Below are 12,783 nucleotides of genomic sequence, written 5' to 3'. Positions count from 1 at the left end.
GTGGTCACTGGCAGGCCTCGCAGGACTCGGGGTTCTCCAGGGAACAGGCCAGCGCATCGGCGTCGGCCACGGTCAGGGCCGGCCCCAACGAACCAGTCGACGCCACAGCAACAGGCGGCGCGATGGAGACCGTTGCCTGCTGGATCCGGGTCGCCGGGCGGGAGCGCAGGTAGTAGGTCGTCTTCAGGCCGGACTTCCACGCGTGCAGGTACATCGAGGAGAGCTTGCCGATCGTGGGAGCGCTCATGAACAGGTTCAGCGACTGCGACTGGTCGATGTACGGCGCGCGTGCGGCGGCCAGGTCGATCAGGGCGCGCTGCGGCAGCTCCCAGGCGGTGCGGTACAGGTCGCGGACGTCGGCCGGCAGCTCCGTGATGCCCTGGATCGATCCCTCGGCCCGCTTGATCTGCTCGCGGATCGGGGCGGTCCAGAGGCCGCGGGACTTGAGCTCCCGTACCAGATAGGTGTTGATCTGCAGGAACTCGCCGGACATGGTCTCGCGCTTGAACAGGTTGGAGACCTGCGGCTCGATGCACTCGTAGCAGCCCGCGATCGACGCGATCGTCGCCGTCGGGGCGATCGCGATCAGCAGCGAGTTGCGCAGGCCGGTCGCCGCGATCCGGGTGCGCAGCGCCGGCCAGCGCTGACCCGAAGCCGCGGCCGGGACGGCGTTCCACAGGTCCGGGTGCAGCACGCCGCTGGCGGCGCGGGTCTCGGCGAACGCGGGGTGCGGGCCGAACCGCTCGGCCAGCTCCGCCGACGTCTCCAGCGCGGTCAGGAAGATCTCCTCCTGCACGCGCGTCGAGAGCTCCTGCGCGCCGGGCGAGTCGAACGGCAGGCCCAGCGTGAAGAACGCGTCCTGCAGGCCCATCAGCCCGAGGCCGACCGGGCGCCAGCGCGGGTTCGACGCCGCCGCCTGCTGGGACGGGTAGTAGTTGATGTCGATGACCCGGTCCAGGAAGACGACCGCGGTGCGGACCGTGGCGCGCAGCTTGTCCCAGTCGACGCCGGCCGCGGTCACGTGGGCGCCGAGGTTGATCGAGCCGAGGTTGCACACCGCGGTCTCGCCGTCGCTGTTGACCTCGACGATCTCGGTGCACAGGTTCGACAGGTGAATGGTGTTCCCCGGTGCGCCGGTCTGGTTGGACAGCGCGTTGGAGCGGTCCTTGAACGTCATCCAGCCGTTGCCGGTTTGCGCGAGGGTGCGCATCATCCGGCCGTACAAGTCGCGGGCCTTGACGGTGCGGACCGCCCGCTTCTCGGCGACGCGATAGGCGGCGTCGAATGCCTCGCCGAACAGGTCGGGCAGTTCCGGGGCGTCGGACGGGTCGACCAGCGACCATTCCTCGTCGGCCTCGACGCGGCGCATGAACTCGTCCGGAATCCAGTTCGCGAGGTTCAGGTTGTGCGTGCGGCGCGCCTCCTCGCCGGTGTTGTCGCGCAGCTCGAGGAACTCCTCGATGTCCGGGTGCCACGGCTCCAGATAGACGCACGCCGCTCCCTTGCGCCGCCCGCCCTGATTCACCGCGGCGACCCCGGCGTCCAGGGTCTTCAGAAAGGGCACGATGCCGTTCGATTTCCCGTTGGTACCGCGAATCAGCGCCCCCCGCCCCCGCACGCGCGACCACGAGATGCCGATCCCGCCGGAGAACTTCGACAGCTTGGCGACCTGGTGGTACCGCTCGTAAATGGAGTCCAGCTCGTCCTTCGGGGAGTCCACGAGGAAGCAGCTCGACATCTGGGTGTGCCGGGTGCCGGAGTTGAACAGCGTCGGCGAGCTCGGCAGGTACGCCAGCGACGACATCAGCCGGTAGAACCCGATCGCCTCGGCCGGCGTCTCGGACAGGCCGCAGGCGACGCGCAGCAGCCAGTACTGCGGCGTCTCCACCACCAGCCGCGACTCGGGATGGCGCAGCAGGTAGCGGTCCGCGACCGTGCGCAGCCCGAAGTACTCGAAGCGCAGGTCCCCCTGCGGGTCCACGGCATCGTCCAGTTTACGCGCGTTGCGGCCCACGAACGCGGCCGTGTCGTCGCCGATGAGCCCCTGCTGGTGCGCGTACGCGATGGACTGGCTGAAGCTCGCGACCCCCTGCCCGCGCACCTCCTTGTCGACGTACGCGGCGAGCAGCCGGGCCGCCAGCCGCGAGTACTGCGGCTCCTCCCCGATCAGCTCGGCCGCCGTCTGGATCGACAGCTTGTCCAGCTCGGCGGTGGTCGCGCCGTCGTACAGCCCGCTGATCGTGCGGGTCGCCACGCGCAGCGGGTCGACCTCGTCGAGGTCCCCGGCCCAGCGTTCGACCGCACGCACGATCTTGTTGACGTCCACCGCTTCGGCGTCGCCGTTGCGTTTCCGGACCTGCATCCGCGTTCCCTCTCCTCGTGCCCTCGACGGTTTCCGGCCGAAAAGACACGCGGAGACGCCACCGGTACCCCGCGGCGGCATGCGGCCAGGGCCCGGCACTCGGCGTCGGCCGTCCCGCGCGGCCTTCGACCGCCGCCCACCCTCATCGGTGCGCGGCGCGCTGGCAGGTCTTCGGACTCGTGGGCGCCGAGCGCATGCCTACTGGCCGTCGCTTCCCAGGCTTGATCGAGCCCAGTGCACATGACGGCTGTCGTTCCCACTGACCGCTGCGGGGCAGTCCCGGATTCGCACCGGGTTCCCTCTTGCCTCGGCCACCCTGGAAGAGTGGCCGAACCAGCTACGGTCACCACCATATATGGGTACCGCCACGAATGCACGCCACTATCCCTTGTGGCGTGTCGCGCAGATTTCAGCGCACGCGGCGGATGGAGCCGGACGGCGCCGGGGCGGCGGCGTCCGGGTGCAGGATCGCGGCGAGGGCCTCGACGCCATCGATCAGGCGGGGGCCGGGCCGCACCACGATGCCGTCGGCGTCGATGGCCCAGACCTGCGCGTCCGGGAACCGCGGGGCGACGAGCGCGGCCTGCTCGGCGGCCCCGTCCAGATGGAAGCCGCACGGCGTGACGACCACGACGTCGGGGTGCGCGCCGGTCAGCTCGGACCAGTCGACCTGCACCGACCGCGCGCCCGGGCGGGCCGCCACGGGCTCGCCACCGGCGGCGGTCACGAGGTCGGGGACCCAGTGCCCGGCGGTGAACGGCGGATCGACCCACTCGACGACCGCCACCCGCGGCCGGGCGCGCCCCGAGACCCGCTCGGCGACGGCGTCGAGCCGGGACCGGAGGTGGGCGACGACGGCGGCGGCCCGCTCCGGTACCCCGGCCCGCTCCCCCACCGTCGCGATCGTCCCCAGCACCTCGTCGAGCGTGTGCGGGTCGAGGGACAGCACGTCGGCGCGGCAGCCGAGGTGGTCGAGAGCGTCCTCGACGTGGCCGGACGGCAGGGCGCAGACGCGGCACAGGTCCTGGGTGAGGATGAGGTCGGGCGCGAGCGCGGCCAGGGCGCCGGCGTGCAGCGTGTAGAGGTCCGCGCCGGCCGCGAACTGGTCGCGCACGTAGGCGTCGATCTCGCCCGGCCTCATCCCCTTGGTGTCACGCCCGCCCACCACGACGGTCTTCTCGGTCCGCGCGGCGGGCGGCTCGTCGCACTCGAACGTGACCCCGACGAGCCGCTCACCGAGGCCGAGGGCATAGACGATCTCGGTGGCCGACGGCAGCAACGACACCAGGCGCATACCCCCGACCCTATGCCGCGCCCGCCCGCAGCGATTCCAGTCCCGGGCCTCGCAGCTGATCCAGAGCGGCGAGGCGGCCGCAGACCAGGAGGAGCAGCGCGCTCATCGGGCCCTCGATCGCCGGGCCGTTGCCGAACTGCCAGGCGGTGTCGTCGGCCAGCAGGGAGTACCGGAGCAGGGTCTTTTTGATGGGAAACGGGCGCGGCCAGTGCATCGTCATCATGCGCGTCGCGGCGGCCGCGGCGGCGTCGGGGGGCATCGGCAGGTCGCGGCCGAGGGGGATGGCGATGTCCTGGCCGTGCACGAGCATGTCGGTCAGGGTCTCGTACGGGGTGACGCCGGTCTGCGCGCGCCGCGAGCCGATCGAGGCGCGAATCAGGGCGACCAGGCCGGCGTCGTCGACCTCGGCGGTCCGGGCCACGGCCATGTCGTGGATGCCGCGGTCGAGGTTGCCCTTGGCCCGGACCAGGAGGGGCGTGCGGGCCAGCAGGTCGCGCACGGTCAGCTGCTGCAGGGTGAGGTGGGCGGCCACCTCGCGGACGGTCCACTGTGTACAGAGTGAGGGGTGCGACCACTCGTCGGGCGTGAGCGACGCGAGCAGGTCGGCGACCGCCGCGCGTTGCTCGTCGACGGCCGGCCACCAGGAGAACTTCATCGCGGTACCTCCAGAGCGAGGACGAGCGCGCGCAGGCGGGCCGTCGGGTCGAAGGCGGGATCCGGCATGGCGAGCTGGTGCAGCACCAGCCCGGTCCAGTAGTTCATGATCAGCGAGGCGTCGCGGTCGGGGTCGGCCGAGCCGCTCGCGCGGACCCAGTGGGTGGCCCAGGCGTTCACGCGGGCGCCGGTCTCCAGCAGCTGGGCGCGCAGTTCGGGGCGGATGGCGGCCTCGAGGAGGATCGCGTACCGCGCCAGGGTCAGCGACCGCTGCGGCCCCGTGCTCAGCTTCGCGAACCGGCTGAGCACCTCGGCCAGCTCGGACGGGCTCTCCGGCACCACCACGGTGGCGATGCGCTCCCAGTTGGCCTGCTCGCGCTCGGCGAAGCGCCGCACGACCGCGTCGATGAGCGCCTCGCGGGTGCGGAACAGGTTGGACGCCGAGCCGACCGGCAGCCCGGCCCCGGCGTCGACGGCCCGGTGGGTGAGCGCCCGGATGCCGCCCGTGCCGATGACCTCGATCGCCGCGTCCAGCAACCGCTCCCGCCGGGTCCGCATGCGACCGAGACTACATCTGTAGTGCCGGGAACTACAGATGTAGTCTCGGGCCAAGTTGCCCGGGGAAGAGACCGATTACCGGCTTTCCGCCAGGTGACCGACTGTTATCCTCGCCGACCATGACAGCTGCGCGCCTGCGCCTCGGGATCGACTTCGGCACCTCCACCACGATCGCGATGCTGCAGCGCCCCGACGCGCGGGTGCAGCCGCTGCTGTTCGACGGCTCGCCGCTGCTGTCCTCCGCCGTCCTGCTCGGCCCCGACGGGCAGCTGCACACCGGCCGCGACGCCGCTCACCTGGCCCGCAGCGCCCCCGAGCGGATGGAGCCGAACCCGAAGCGCCGCATCGACGACACCGCGGTGCTGCTCGGCGCGGCCGAGGTCGGGGTGCGCGACCTGATCGTCGCGGTGCTCGGCCGGGTCGCCCGCGAGGCCGCGCGGGTCGCCGGGCCGGTCCAGGACGTGGTGCTCACCCACCCCGCGAACTGGGGCCAGAACCGCCGCGCGCTGCTCGTCGACGCCGCCCGCCACGCCGGGTTCGTGAACATCGAACTGGTGGGCGAGCCGACCGCCGCCGCCACGTACTTCGCGCACACCCGCGGCGCCGCGCTCCCGCTCGGGGCGTGCGTGCTCGTGTACGACCTCGGCGCCGGCACCTGCGACGTCACCCTGCTGCGGCGCACCCCGACCGGCTTCGAGCAGGTCGCCTCGGACGGCCTCAACGACGTCGGCGGCCTGGACGTGGACGCCGCGATCATCGGGTTCCTGCAGGCCACGTACGGCCAGCTGTGGACGGACCCGGCCACCCGCAGCCGGCTCTGGGACGACGTCCGCTCGGCCAAGGAGATGCTCTCCCGGGCCAGCGGCACCGTGGTCGGCATCCCCGCGCTCGGCCGCGAGGTGCCGCTGGGCCGCGAGCAGCTGGAGGGCCTCACCCGCCCGGTACTGCGCTCGACCGTCTCGATGACCCGCGCCCTGGTCAACGAGTCCGGCGTCGGCACCGCCGCGATCGCCGGGCTGTTCCTGGTCGGCGGCTCGAGCCGCATCCCGCTCGTGGCCACCATGCTGCACGAGGCCCTGGGCATCGCCCCGGTCGTCGCCGAACAGCCCGAACTGGTGGTGGCCGAGGGCTCCCTCTACGTCAACCGCACCCCGAACGCCGCCCCGGTCTCCGCGGTCCCGGCCTCGGGCGCGCCCTACCCGACCACCGGCGAGTTCACGGCGCCGGCCACCCCGGTGTCGTCACCCGTGTTCGCGGCCGCCCCGGTCTCCCCGGCCGCCGCCACCGGCCAGCCCCTGACCCCGCAACGCCCCTTCACCCCGGTCATGCCCCCGCCGCTACCGGCACCGGCGCCGAGGCGGCGCGGTCCGTCGCCGGCGGTCCTCATCGCGATGGTGCTCGCGGGTGTACTCCTCGTGGCCGGCACCGCCACCGCATACGTCTACGTCTTCGCCAAGGACCGGACCGGCGACCCGGGCCCGACCGGCCCGACCACACCCGCTGCCACCGCGGGTGCCCAGAAGGCGGGCGGCCCTGGGAAGTACGCGCTGGAGAAGTTGCCCGAGGACGAGTGCAAGGCCTCGGACGCGACCCAGTACTTCGACCTGTACGAGGGCGAGCTCGCCAAGCCGTACGCGTCCCGCTCGCCCAACTCGGTCGCGAACTCGACCAGCTGCCAGTACAGCCGTGTGCGCGCCCTGGGCGATTCGAAGCAGCAGCGCACGGCGAACATCTCGTTCCTCGTCTACGCGTACAACGACGTCTCCCTGGCCGAGAGCCAGCAGGCCACCGGCGAGGCCAACGCCAAGCTGGCCGGCCCGAACGCCCCGGTCACCGGCCTGGGCGAGGCGGCGATCGCCTGGGAGACCACGGGCACCGGCGGCACCCAGGACCAGGGGCAGCTGAAGCTGAACGTGGCCATGCGCGACAGCAACTTCCGGATCGACACGTACTTCGTCGCCATCCGCGGCGACGGCGCCGCCTGGAGCCAGCAGGAGAAGGACGACCTGCGCGAGCGGACCATCGCCGCCACGAAGGCGACGTTCGCCAAGACCGTGGCGGCCATGGCGAAATGAACCGTCGCCGCGCATTGCTGATCATGGCGGGCCTGCTGGCCGTCCTGGCCCTGTGCGCGGGCGGCGCGGTCGCGGCCGACCTGGTCCACTACGCGACGGGAACCCGCGGCACGATCACCGTGCGGGCCTGCACCGCGGCGTACGCGGGCCGCAGCCGCCACTACGACTGCACCGGCGAGTTCACGTCGGCCGACGGCTCGGTACACCGCGAGGCGACCTTCACCGAGACGTTCGCCGAGCCGCCGGGCGCCGCCCTCCCCGCCACCCTGGACGGCGACACGGTGCACGAGGTGAACCCGGCCGCCACCCTCACCGGCGTACTCGTCGCCGTCGCGGCACTGGCCGGCCTCGTCTTCCTGCTGCTGCGGCGGCGCGGCGAAAACCGGCACGGTGACGGCGGACATGGCGAAGGCCGGCCACCGCGACGGTGACCGGCCTCGAGCCAGGGGTAGCCCTTGGAAGTGCTAGTTGGCGGCGACGCCGTACTGGCCGCCCTCGCCGTGGAACTGGGTGCCCTCGGCGAACGCGGCGTCGAAGCGCTGCGACAGGGCGTCGAGCTCGGAGAACTCGGCGGAGTGCGAGGACTCGGAGCCCTCGGCGGCGAAGACGTGGTCGTCCTCGGACGCGTCGTGGCTGTAGTTGGTGTAGTTGTCGGCCTCGTAGTGCACCGCGGCCGGCTGGTCGTACTCGACGTGGTTGCCGGTCGAGAAGTCGGTCGACTCCTGCGCGTGGTGGTCGTTCTCGTACACGCCGAACTGCGACTGCGCGTCGTGCTCCGAGCCCTGGGCCTGGTGCAGCTGGTCGAGGGCGTCGTGCTCCTGGCCGGCCGAGTAGTGGCCGTAGTCCACGTCGCCGTGGCCGGAGTCGCCGCCGTCGTAGGTGTCGATGTCGCTCATCTTCGGTATCCCCCTGGGAAGTGGTTGTCGCTGGTGACACCACTAAAGTTACGGCGAACCCGGGACCGTCGAATCCCGGAAACGTGCCACCACCGGAGGGCGCGAACACTTTGCCGCCGATCGGCGAACAGGTGGTGTGAGGGAGCTGCTCCAGGACCGGTTCGCGGAGGTCTTCGACCGCCACTACGAGCACATCTACGCCTACGCCGCGCGGCGCCTCGGGCCGGATCTGGCCGAGGACGTGGCGTCGGAGACGTTCCTGGTCGCCTACGACCGGCGGGACGGGTTCGATGCGGCGCGCGGGGACGTGCGGCCGTGGCTGTACGGCATCGCCTCGAACCTGATCATGCGCCACTCGCGGGCCGAGGCGCGCCGGCTCAAGGCGTTCGCCCGCAGCGCCGAGCCCGACAGCGGGCCGGACGACACGGAGCTGGTGCCGGGACGGGTCGACGCCGGCGGGGCGCGCGGCCGGCTCGCCGCCGCCCTCAACCGCCTGTCGCTGGCCGACCGCGACGTGCTGCTGCTCGTCGCGTGGGCCGGCCTGAACCAGCAGGAGGCGGCCGCGGCCCTGGGCATCCCGCCCGGCACCGCGCGCTCCCGCCTGCACCGCGCCCGCCAGGAGATGCGCAAGGCCCTGGAACTCGACTCGGAGGTGGCTCAGTGATGGATGAGATGACGGCACTGCGGGAGGCGTTCGGGCCCGATCCCGCGCCCCGGCCGCACGCGCGCGACGGGGCCCGCGCGGCCCTGATGCGGCACATGGAGGACAAGCCGGTTGCGGTGGCGCCTCGTACGGTACACAAGCGATGGGCCTTCCGGGTCGCCCTCACGGCGGCTGCGGCGGCCGCGGCGGTCATCGGCGTCGTCGCGGTGGAGAACCTCGGCACGGTCGACGACAGCGGCAAGGGCTACTCGACCGTCGGGCTGCCGTTCCCCAAGCCCGCCAGCGCGGCCGAGGTGCTGACCAACGCGGCCTGGGCGGCCACCCACAAGCCGTGGGCCGACCCGCGGCCGGACCAGTTCATGTACAACGAGGCGCAGGAGCTGCGCAACGACGCCGCGTTCGAGCGCGAGCACCCCAACGACCCGATCCGGCCCGGCAGCACGCGGGTGATCACCAGCCAGAACTGGAAGCGCATCGACGCCAAGGTGATGGCCACGAACGAGAGCGGCAAGCTGGAGGTGTACGAGCAGGGCGGCAACGTCAGCTGGAGCCAGCTCGACTACGCCCAGCTCGAGAAGCTCGACACGCCGGACAAGGTACTCGCCTGGGACAAGGCCCCGAAGAACTTCGGCGTCGACCTGGACCGGCTGCTCGGCCAGTACGTGCTGCCGCCCAAGGTGGAGGCGGCCTTCTACGGCGCGCTCGCGAAGGGCGACGGGGTGCGGCTCAACCCGGACGCGGTGAACCTCGACGGGCGCCCGGCGATCGGCCTCGGCCGGGTCGAGCAGGGGTTCCTGGCCCAGGAGCTGCTGTTCGACCCGGCCACCTACCGGCTGATCGGCGAGCGCGAGGTCGCCATCGCCGAGCGGCACGTCACCGACGAGCGCGGCAACGACGACTACACCCGGGTCGGCGACCTGTTCCGCCAGGTGATCTACACCAAGGCGGTCATCGTGGACAAGGTCGGCGACACACAGTAGATGCACGGACAGTGCCGAATGCCCGGCCGACGGCGTATCGTCGGCCGGCATGGTGCTCAAGGTGGACGTGCCGCAGGAGCTCATCAGCGGCGGCGTCGATGAGGGGTACGGCCCGGTGGCCGACGCGTTCCGCCGGAACTTCGCCGAGCGGGGCGAGATCGGGGCGGCCTGCGCCGTCTACCGCGACGGGCAGAAGGTCGTCGACCTGTGGGGCGGCTACCGCGACGGCCGCCGCCGCGAGCCGTGGCGCGAGGACACGCTCGTCACCGTGTTCTCGACGACCAAGGGCGTGTCCGGGCTCGCGATCGCCGTCGCGCACGCCCGCGGCTGGATCGCGCACGACGAGCCGGTCGCGACCTACTGGCCCGAGTTCGCGGCCGGCGGAAAAGCAGCGGTGACGGTACGCCAGCTGCTCGCCCACCAGGCCGGCCTGCCCGCCATCGACCGGCCGCTGAGCGTGTCCGACCTCGCCGACCTGGACGTGGTCGCGGCGGCCCTCGCGGCGCAACGGCCCGCCTGGGCGCCCGGGACCCGGCACGGCTATCACGCCATCTCGCTCGGCTGGTACGAGGGCGAGCTGCTGCGGCGGGTCGATCCTGCCCACCGTACCCTCGGACGCTTCTTCGCCGAGGAGATCGCCGGACCGCTCGGCGCCGAGTTCCACATCGGCGTCCCCGACGCCGTCGACCCGGAGCGGATCGCGACCGTCCACGGCTTCAAGCCGGCCGAGCTGCTGCTGCACATGGGCACGATGCCGCGCGGGTTCGTGCTCGGCTTCCTCAACCCGCGCAGCGTCACGGCCCGTTCGTTCGCCAATCCCAAGGTCCTCAGCGAGACCGGCAACTACAACCTGCCGGAGGTGCGGCGCCTCGAACTGCCCGCCGCGAACGGCACCGGCGAGGCCCGCGCGATCGCCCGCGTCTACGGCGACGCCGCGACCGGCGGGACGGCCCTGGGGCTGACCGCGGCAACCCTCGACGCGCTGATCCAGCCGGCCCAGCCCCCCACCGGCGGTCTCGATGATGTCGTACTGCGCGTGCCCACCCAGTTCTCGCTCGGCTACGTGAAGCCGTTCCCCGCCTTCCGCTTCGGCGCCGCCGGGGATCGCGCGTTCGGCACGCCGGGCGCCGGCGGCTCGTTCGGCTTCGCGGACCCGGAGACCGGCGTCGGCTTCGCGTACGCGATGAACCGCGCCGGCTTCCACCTCTGGGACGACCCCCGCGAGCTGGCGCTGCGCGAGGCGCTGTTCCGCACCGTGCTGGGCGAGCGGAGCCAGCGCCCGTAGTTTCAGGACTCGCGCTCGACCCGGGCGCCGATCGCGGCGAGACGCGAGGTCTCGTCGCGGCGGCGGACCCACCACACGCCGAGGAGGAACACCAGCAGCGGCAGCAGGACCAGCGCGGCCCACTGCCCGAACACGAGCGGGATCACGTGACCCCGCTGCATGGTGGACACCGCCCAGCCGTTGAACGTGAGGTTGACGAGTTCGAGCATGGTGACCACCGGCGCCGCGGCCACGAGCAGGCGGCGGCGGATCGGGCCGGGCAGCCGTGCGAGCGCGACGGCGAACGCGATCGCGGCCGCGACGATGCCGCCGAGCATCAGCCACAGCACGGCGGGGCCGGTGGCCTCGACCGCGAAGGAGCCGCCGGCCGCGCCGATGAGGTCGGACAGGTAGAGCGCGCTGTAGCTGCCGCCGTCGTACCCGCGCATGAGGATGCCCGAGCCGGCGATCACCCCGAGGGCGCCCATGAACAGCGGCGCACCGAGCAGGACGGCGAGGCGCCGGCGCCCGGCGACCGCCCACGGGCTGCGGGGGCCGGCGGCGGTGAGGGCGAGGGCTGCGACGAGCGCGGCGACGAACCACCACAGGGCGTACACCACCGGCACCGGGTCGGCGGTGAACTGCCGCACCATGGGCACGACCTCGGTGAGGAACGCGACCCAGCCGAGCCAGACCGCGACCCGGTGCAGCCCGGCGAACGCGGCCACGGTGACCAGGCCCCAGGCGGCGATCTGGATGAGCAGCGTGGAGCCGGAGAACATCGTGAGCCGCAGCGCCTTCGTCGCGCTCAGCACCAGGATGGCGAACGCGGCCAGGGGCCCGATGAGCGCGCAGGCGTCGGCCCAGCCGGGTCCCAGCAGGCCGCCGGTCGGGCGCTTGAACAGCCGCAGCCGCAGCGCGTGGAAGGCGATGTCGGCCGCGTCGCCGGGCCGGGGCCAGCGGCGCCGCTCCCCCGCGTCGGCCAGCATCGTGCCGAGCATGTCCTCGCCGTGCGCGCGGCGGAACGCGGCCGGGTACAGCCGCAGCAGCCGCTCGTAGCGCACCTCCAGCGGTGTCGTCACGCCACACCTCCGCCCGCGAGCAGCCCGCTGTTGCGCAGCCGGCGCCCGGCCGTGTTGGCGGCGGTGCGGCGGCGCTCGACCTCGCCGGCGAGCCGCTGCGCCCCGGCCGCCGTGAGCCGGTAGGTGCGCCGCAGCCGCGACTGCACCACCTCCTCGGCGGCGATCTCGATGAGCCCGTCCTCGACCAGTTCGGCGAGCACGGCGTAGAGGGTCCCGGGGCGCAGCCGCACGGCGCCGTCCGACTGCTGCTCGACGTCCTTCATGATCCCGTACCCGTGCGTGGGCTCGGCCGCGAGCGCCGACAGGATGTGGAAGGCCGACTCCTTGAGTGGCATGGTTCGAGCATATATCTAAGTTAGGTATATGCCTAGCTCGGGCGGTAGTGGGTGATGACGATCCGCCCGTCGACCACCCGCGAGCGCTCCATGTGCAGGTTGAGCCGCCGGCCCGGCTCGCGGAACAGCGGGCGGCCGCCGCCGAGCACCACCGGGTGTACCGCCACGTGGTACTCGTCGATCAGTCCGTGCTCCGTGAGCGCGGCGGCGAGCCCGGACCCGCCGGTGAGCAGGACGTCGGCGCCGGCCTCGGCCTTGAGCGCCCGGATCGCCCCGGGGAGGTCGTCGCCGATGACGCGGTCGGTCCACTCGTCGCCGGCGAAGGTGCGCGAGCAGACCACCTTCGGCGTGGCCCGCCAGAACGGCGCGAAGGCCTTGGTGTGCGATCCCTGGTCGAACTCCTCGGCGCGGGGCCAGAAGCCGACCATCATGTCCCAGACCGGCCGCCCGTACAGCAGCGTGCCGACGCGCTCGTCCAGCGCCTCGGAGTACGCGGACAGCTCCGGCCCCATGACCGGCCAGTCGAACTCGCCGTTCGGCCCGTCGATGAAGCCGTCGACCGACGCGTGCACCCAATAGATGAGGTTGCTCATGCCCTATTGTCGGAGCCGATCGCGGC

General features: G+C 72.5%; 13 protein-coding genes and 1 riboswitch. Of the genes, 5 read left to right on the top strand and 8 right to left on the bottom strand.

Annotated elements, in window-relative coordinates:
- Nucleotides 1-4: 4 nt before the first annotated feature.
- From ACQPZ4_RS16320 to ACQPZ4_RS16305, 4 genes are all read right to left on the bottom strand, one after another.
- Complete coding sequence (locus tag ACQPZ4_RS16320) at nt 5-2,443, bottom strand: ribonucleoside-diphosphate reductase subunit alpha (RefSeq protein ID WP_433061314.1); 2,439 nt, start codon at nt 2,441-2,443, stop codon at nt 5-7.
- A gap of 64 nt (nt 2,444-2,507) precedes the next feature.
- A riboswitch (cobalamin riboswitch) is annotated at nt 2,508-2,715 on the bottom strand.
- A 56-nt stretch (nt 2,716-2,771) separates the two neighbouring features.
- On the bottom strand, nt 2,772-3,656 hold the full coding sequence (locus tag ACQPZ4_RS16315; protein ID WP_433061311.1) for an ABC transporter substrate-binding protein: 885 nt from the start codon (nt 3,654-3,656) through the stop codon (nt 2,772-2,774).
- Nucleotides 3,657-3,666: 10 nt separating this feature from the next.
- Nucleotides 3,667-4,311 carry a maleylpyruvate isomerase family mycothiol-dependent enzyme gene (locus tag ACQPZ4_RS16310; protein WP_433061308.1) on the bottom strand — a complete coding sequence of 215 codons (645 nt, stop codon included), beginning with the start codon at nt 4,309-4,311 and terminating at the stop codon, nt 3,667-3,669.
- Nucleotides 4,308-4,868: a TetR/AcrR family transcriptional regulator gene (locus ACQPZ4_RS16305; protein ID WP_433061305.1), complete on the bottom strand. Its 561-nt coding sequence runs from the start codon at nt 4,866-4,868 to the stop codon at nt 4,308-4,310. Before ACQPZ4_RS16305 ends, ACQPZ4_RS16310 begins: the two co-directional genes overlap by 4 nt.
- Nucleotides 4,869-4,987: 119 nt before the next feature.
- Here ACQPZ4_RS16305 and ACQPZ4_RS16300 point away from each other — a divergent pair, with 119 nt between their 5' ends.
- Nucleotides 4,988-6,943, top strand: coding sequence for an Hsp70 family protein (locus ACQPZ4_RS16300; protein ID WP_433061303.1), 1,956 nt, complete (start codon nt 4,988-4,990; stop codon nt 6,941-6,943).
- Nucleotides 6,940-7,374, top strand: a complete 435-nt coding sequence (locus tag ACQPZ4_RS16295) for a hypothetical protein (protein WP_433061300.1) — start codon at nt 6,940-6,942, stop codon at nt 7,372-7,374. Before ACQPZ4_RS16300 ends, ACQPZ4_RS16295 begins: the two co-directional genes overlap by 4 nt.
- Nucleotides 7,375-7,407: 33 nt before the next feature.
- On the opposite strand, the gene ACQPZ4_RS16290 is transcribed toward ACQPZ4_RS16295, so the two are convergent.
- Nucleotides 7,408-7,839, bottom strand: coding sequence for a hypothetical protein (locus ACQPZ4_RS16290; protein ID WP_433061297.1), 432 nt, complete (start codon nt 7,837-7,839; stop codon nt 7,408-7,410).
- A gap of 136 nt (nt 7,840-7,975) precedes the next feature.
- On the opposite strand from ACQPZ4_RS16290, the gene ACQPZ4_RS16285 reads away from it, so the two are divergent.
- The 3 genes from ACQPZ4_RS16285 to ACQPZ4_RS16275 are packed head-to-tail and all read left to right on the top strand — an operon-like array spanning nt 7,976 to nt 10,768.
- A complete protein-coding gene (locus tag ACQPZ4_RS16285; protein ID WP_433061294.1) occupies nt 7,976-8,503 on the top strand; it encodes an RNA polymerase sigma factor in 528 nt (175 codons plus the stop codon).
- A complete protein-coding gene (locus ACQPZ4_RS16280; RefSeq protein ID WP_433061291.1) occupies nt 8,503-9,483 on the top strand; it encodes a hypothetical protein in 981 nt (326 codons plus the stop codon). Before ACQPZ4_RS16285 ends, ACQPZ4_RS16280 begins: the two co-directional genes overlap by 1 nt.
- A 49-nt stretch (nt 9,484-9,532) precedes the next feature.
- Entirely contained in the window at nt 9,533-10,768 is a 1,236-nt protein-coding gene (locus ACQPZ4_RS16275) for a serine hydrolase domain-containing protein (protein ID WP_433061288.1), read from the top strand.
- Between the two features lie 2 nt (nt 10,769-10,770).
- On the opposite strand, the gene ACQPZ4_RS16270 is transcribed toward ACQPZ4_RS16275, so the two are convergent.
- From ACQPZ4_RS16270 to ACQPZ4_RS16260, 3 genes are read right to left on the bottom strand one after another with little or no spacing between them, the layout of a single operon-like run.
- The gene (locus ACQPZ4_RS16270; protein ID WP_433061286.1) at nt 10,771-11,829 is read right to left on the bottom strand and encodes a hypothetical protein; all 1,059 of its coding nucleotides are present in this window, start codon (nt 11,827-11,829) and stop codon (nt 10,771-10,773) included.
- On the bottom strand, nt 11,826-12,164 hold the full coding sequence (locus tag ACQPZ4_RS16265) for a PadR family transcriptional regulator (protein WP_433061283.1): 339 nt from the start codon (nt 12,162-12,164) through the stop codon (nt 11,826-11,828). The genes ACQPZ4_RS16270 and ACQPZ4_RS16265 overlap by 4 nt, the downstream gene beginning before the upstream one ends.
- Nucleotides 12,165-12,196: 32 nt before the next feature.
- Nucleotides 12,197-12,757, bottom strand: coding sequence for a dihydrofolate reductase family protein (locus ACQPZ4_RS16260; RefSeq protein ID WP_433061280.1), 561 nt, complete (start codon nt 12,755-12,757; stop codon nt 12,197-12,199).
- Between the last annotated feature and the right edge of the window lie 26 nt (nt 12,758-12,783).

This window comes from Dactylosporangium sp. CS-033363 (genome assembly GCF_050942475.1).
GTDB lineage: Bacteria > Actinomycetota > Actinomycetes > Mycobacteriales > Micromonosporaceae > Dactylosporangium.
Note: the sequence above shows the minus strand (reverse complement) of the source record. Positions and strands in the feature narration are given on the sequence as shown.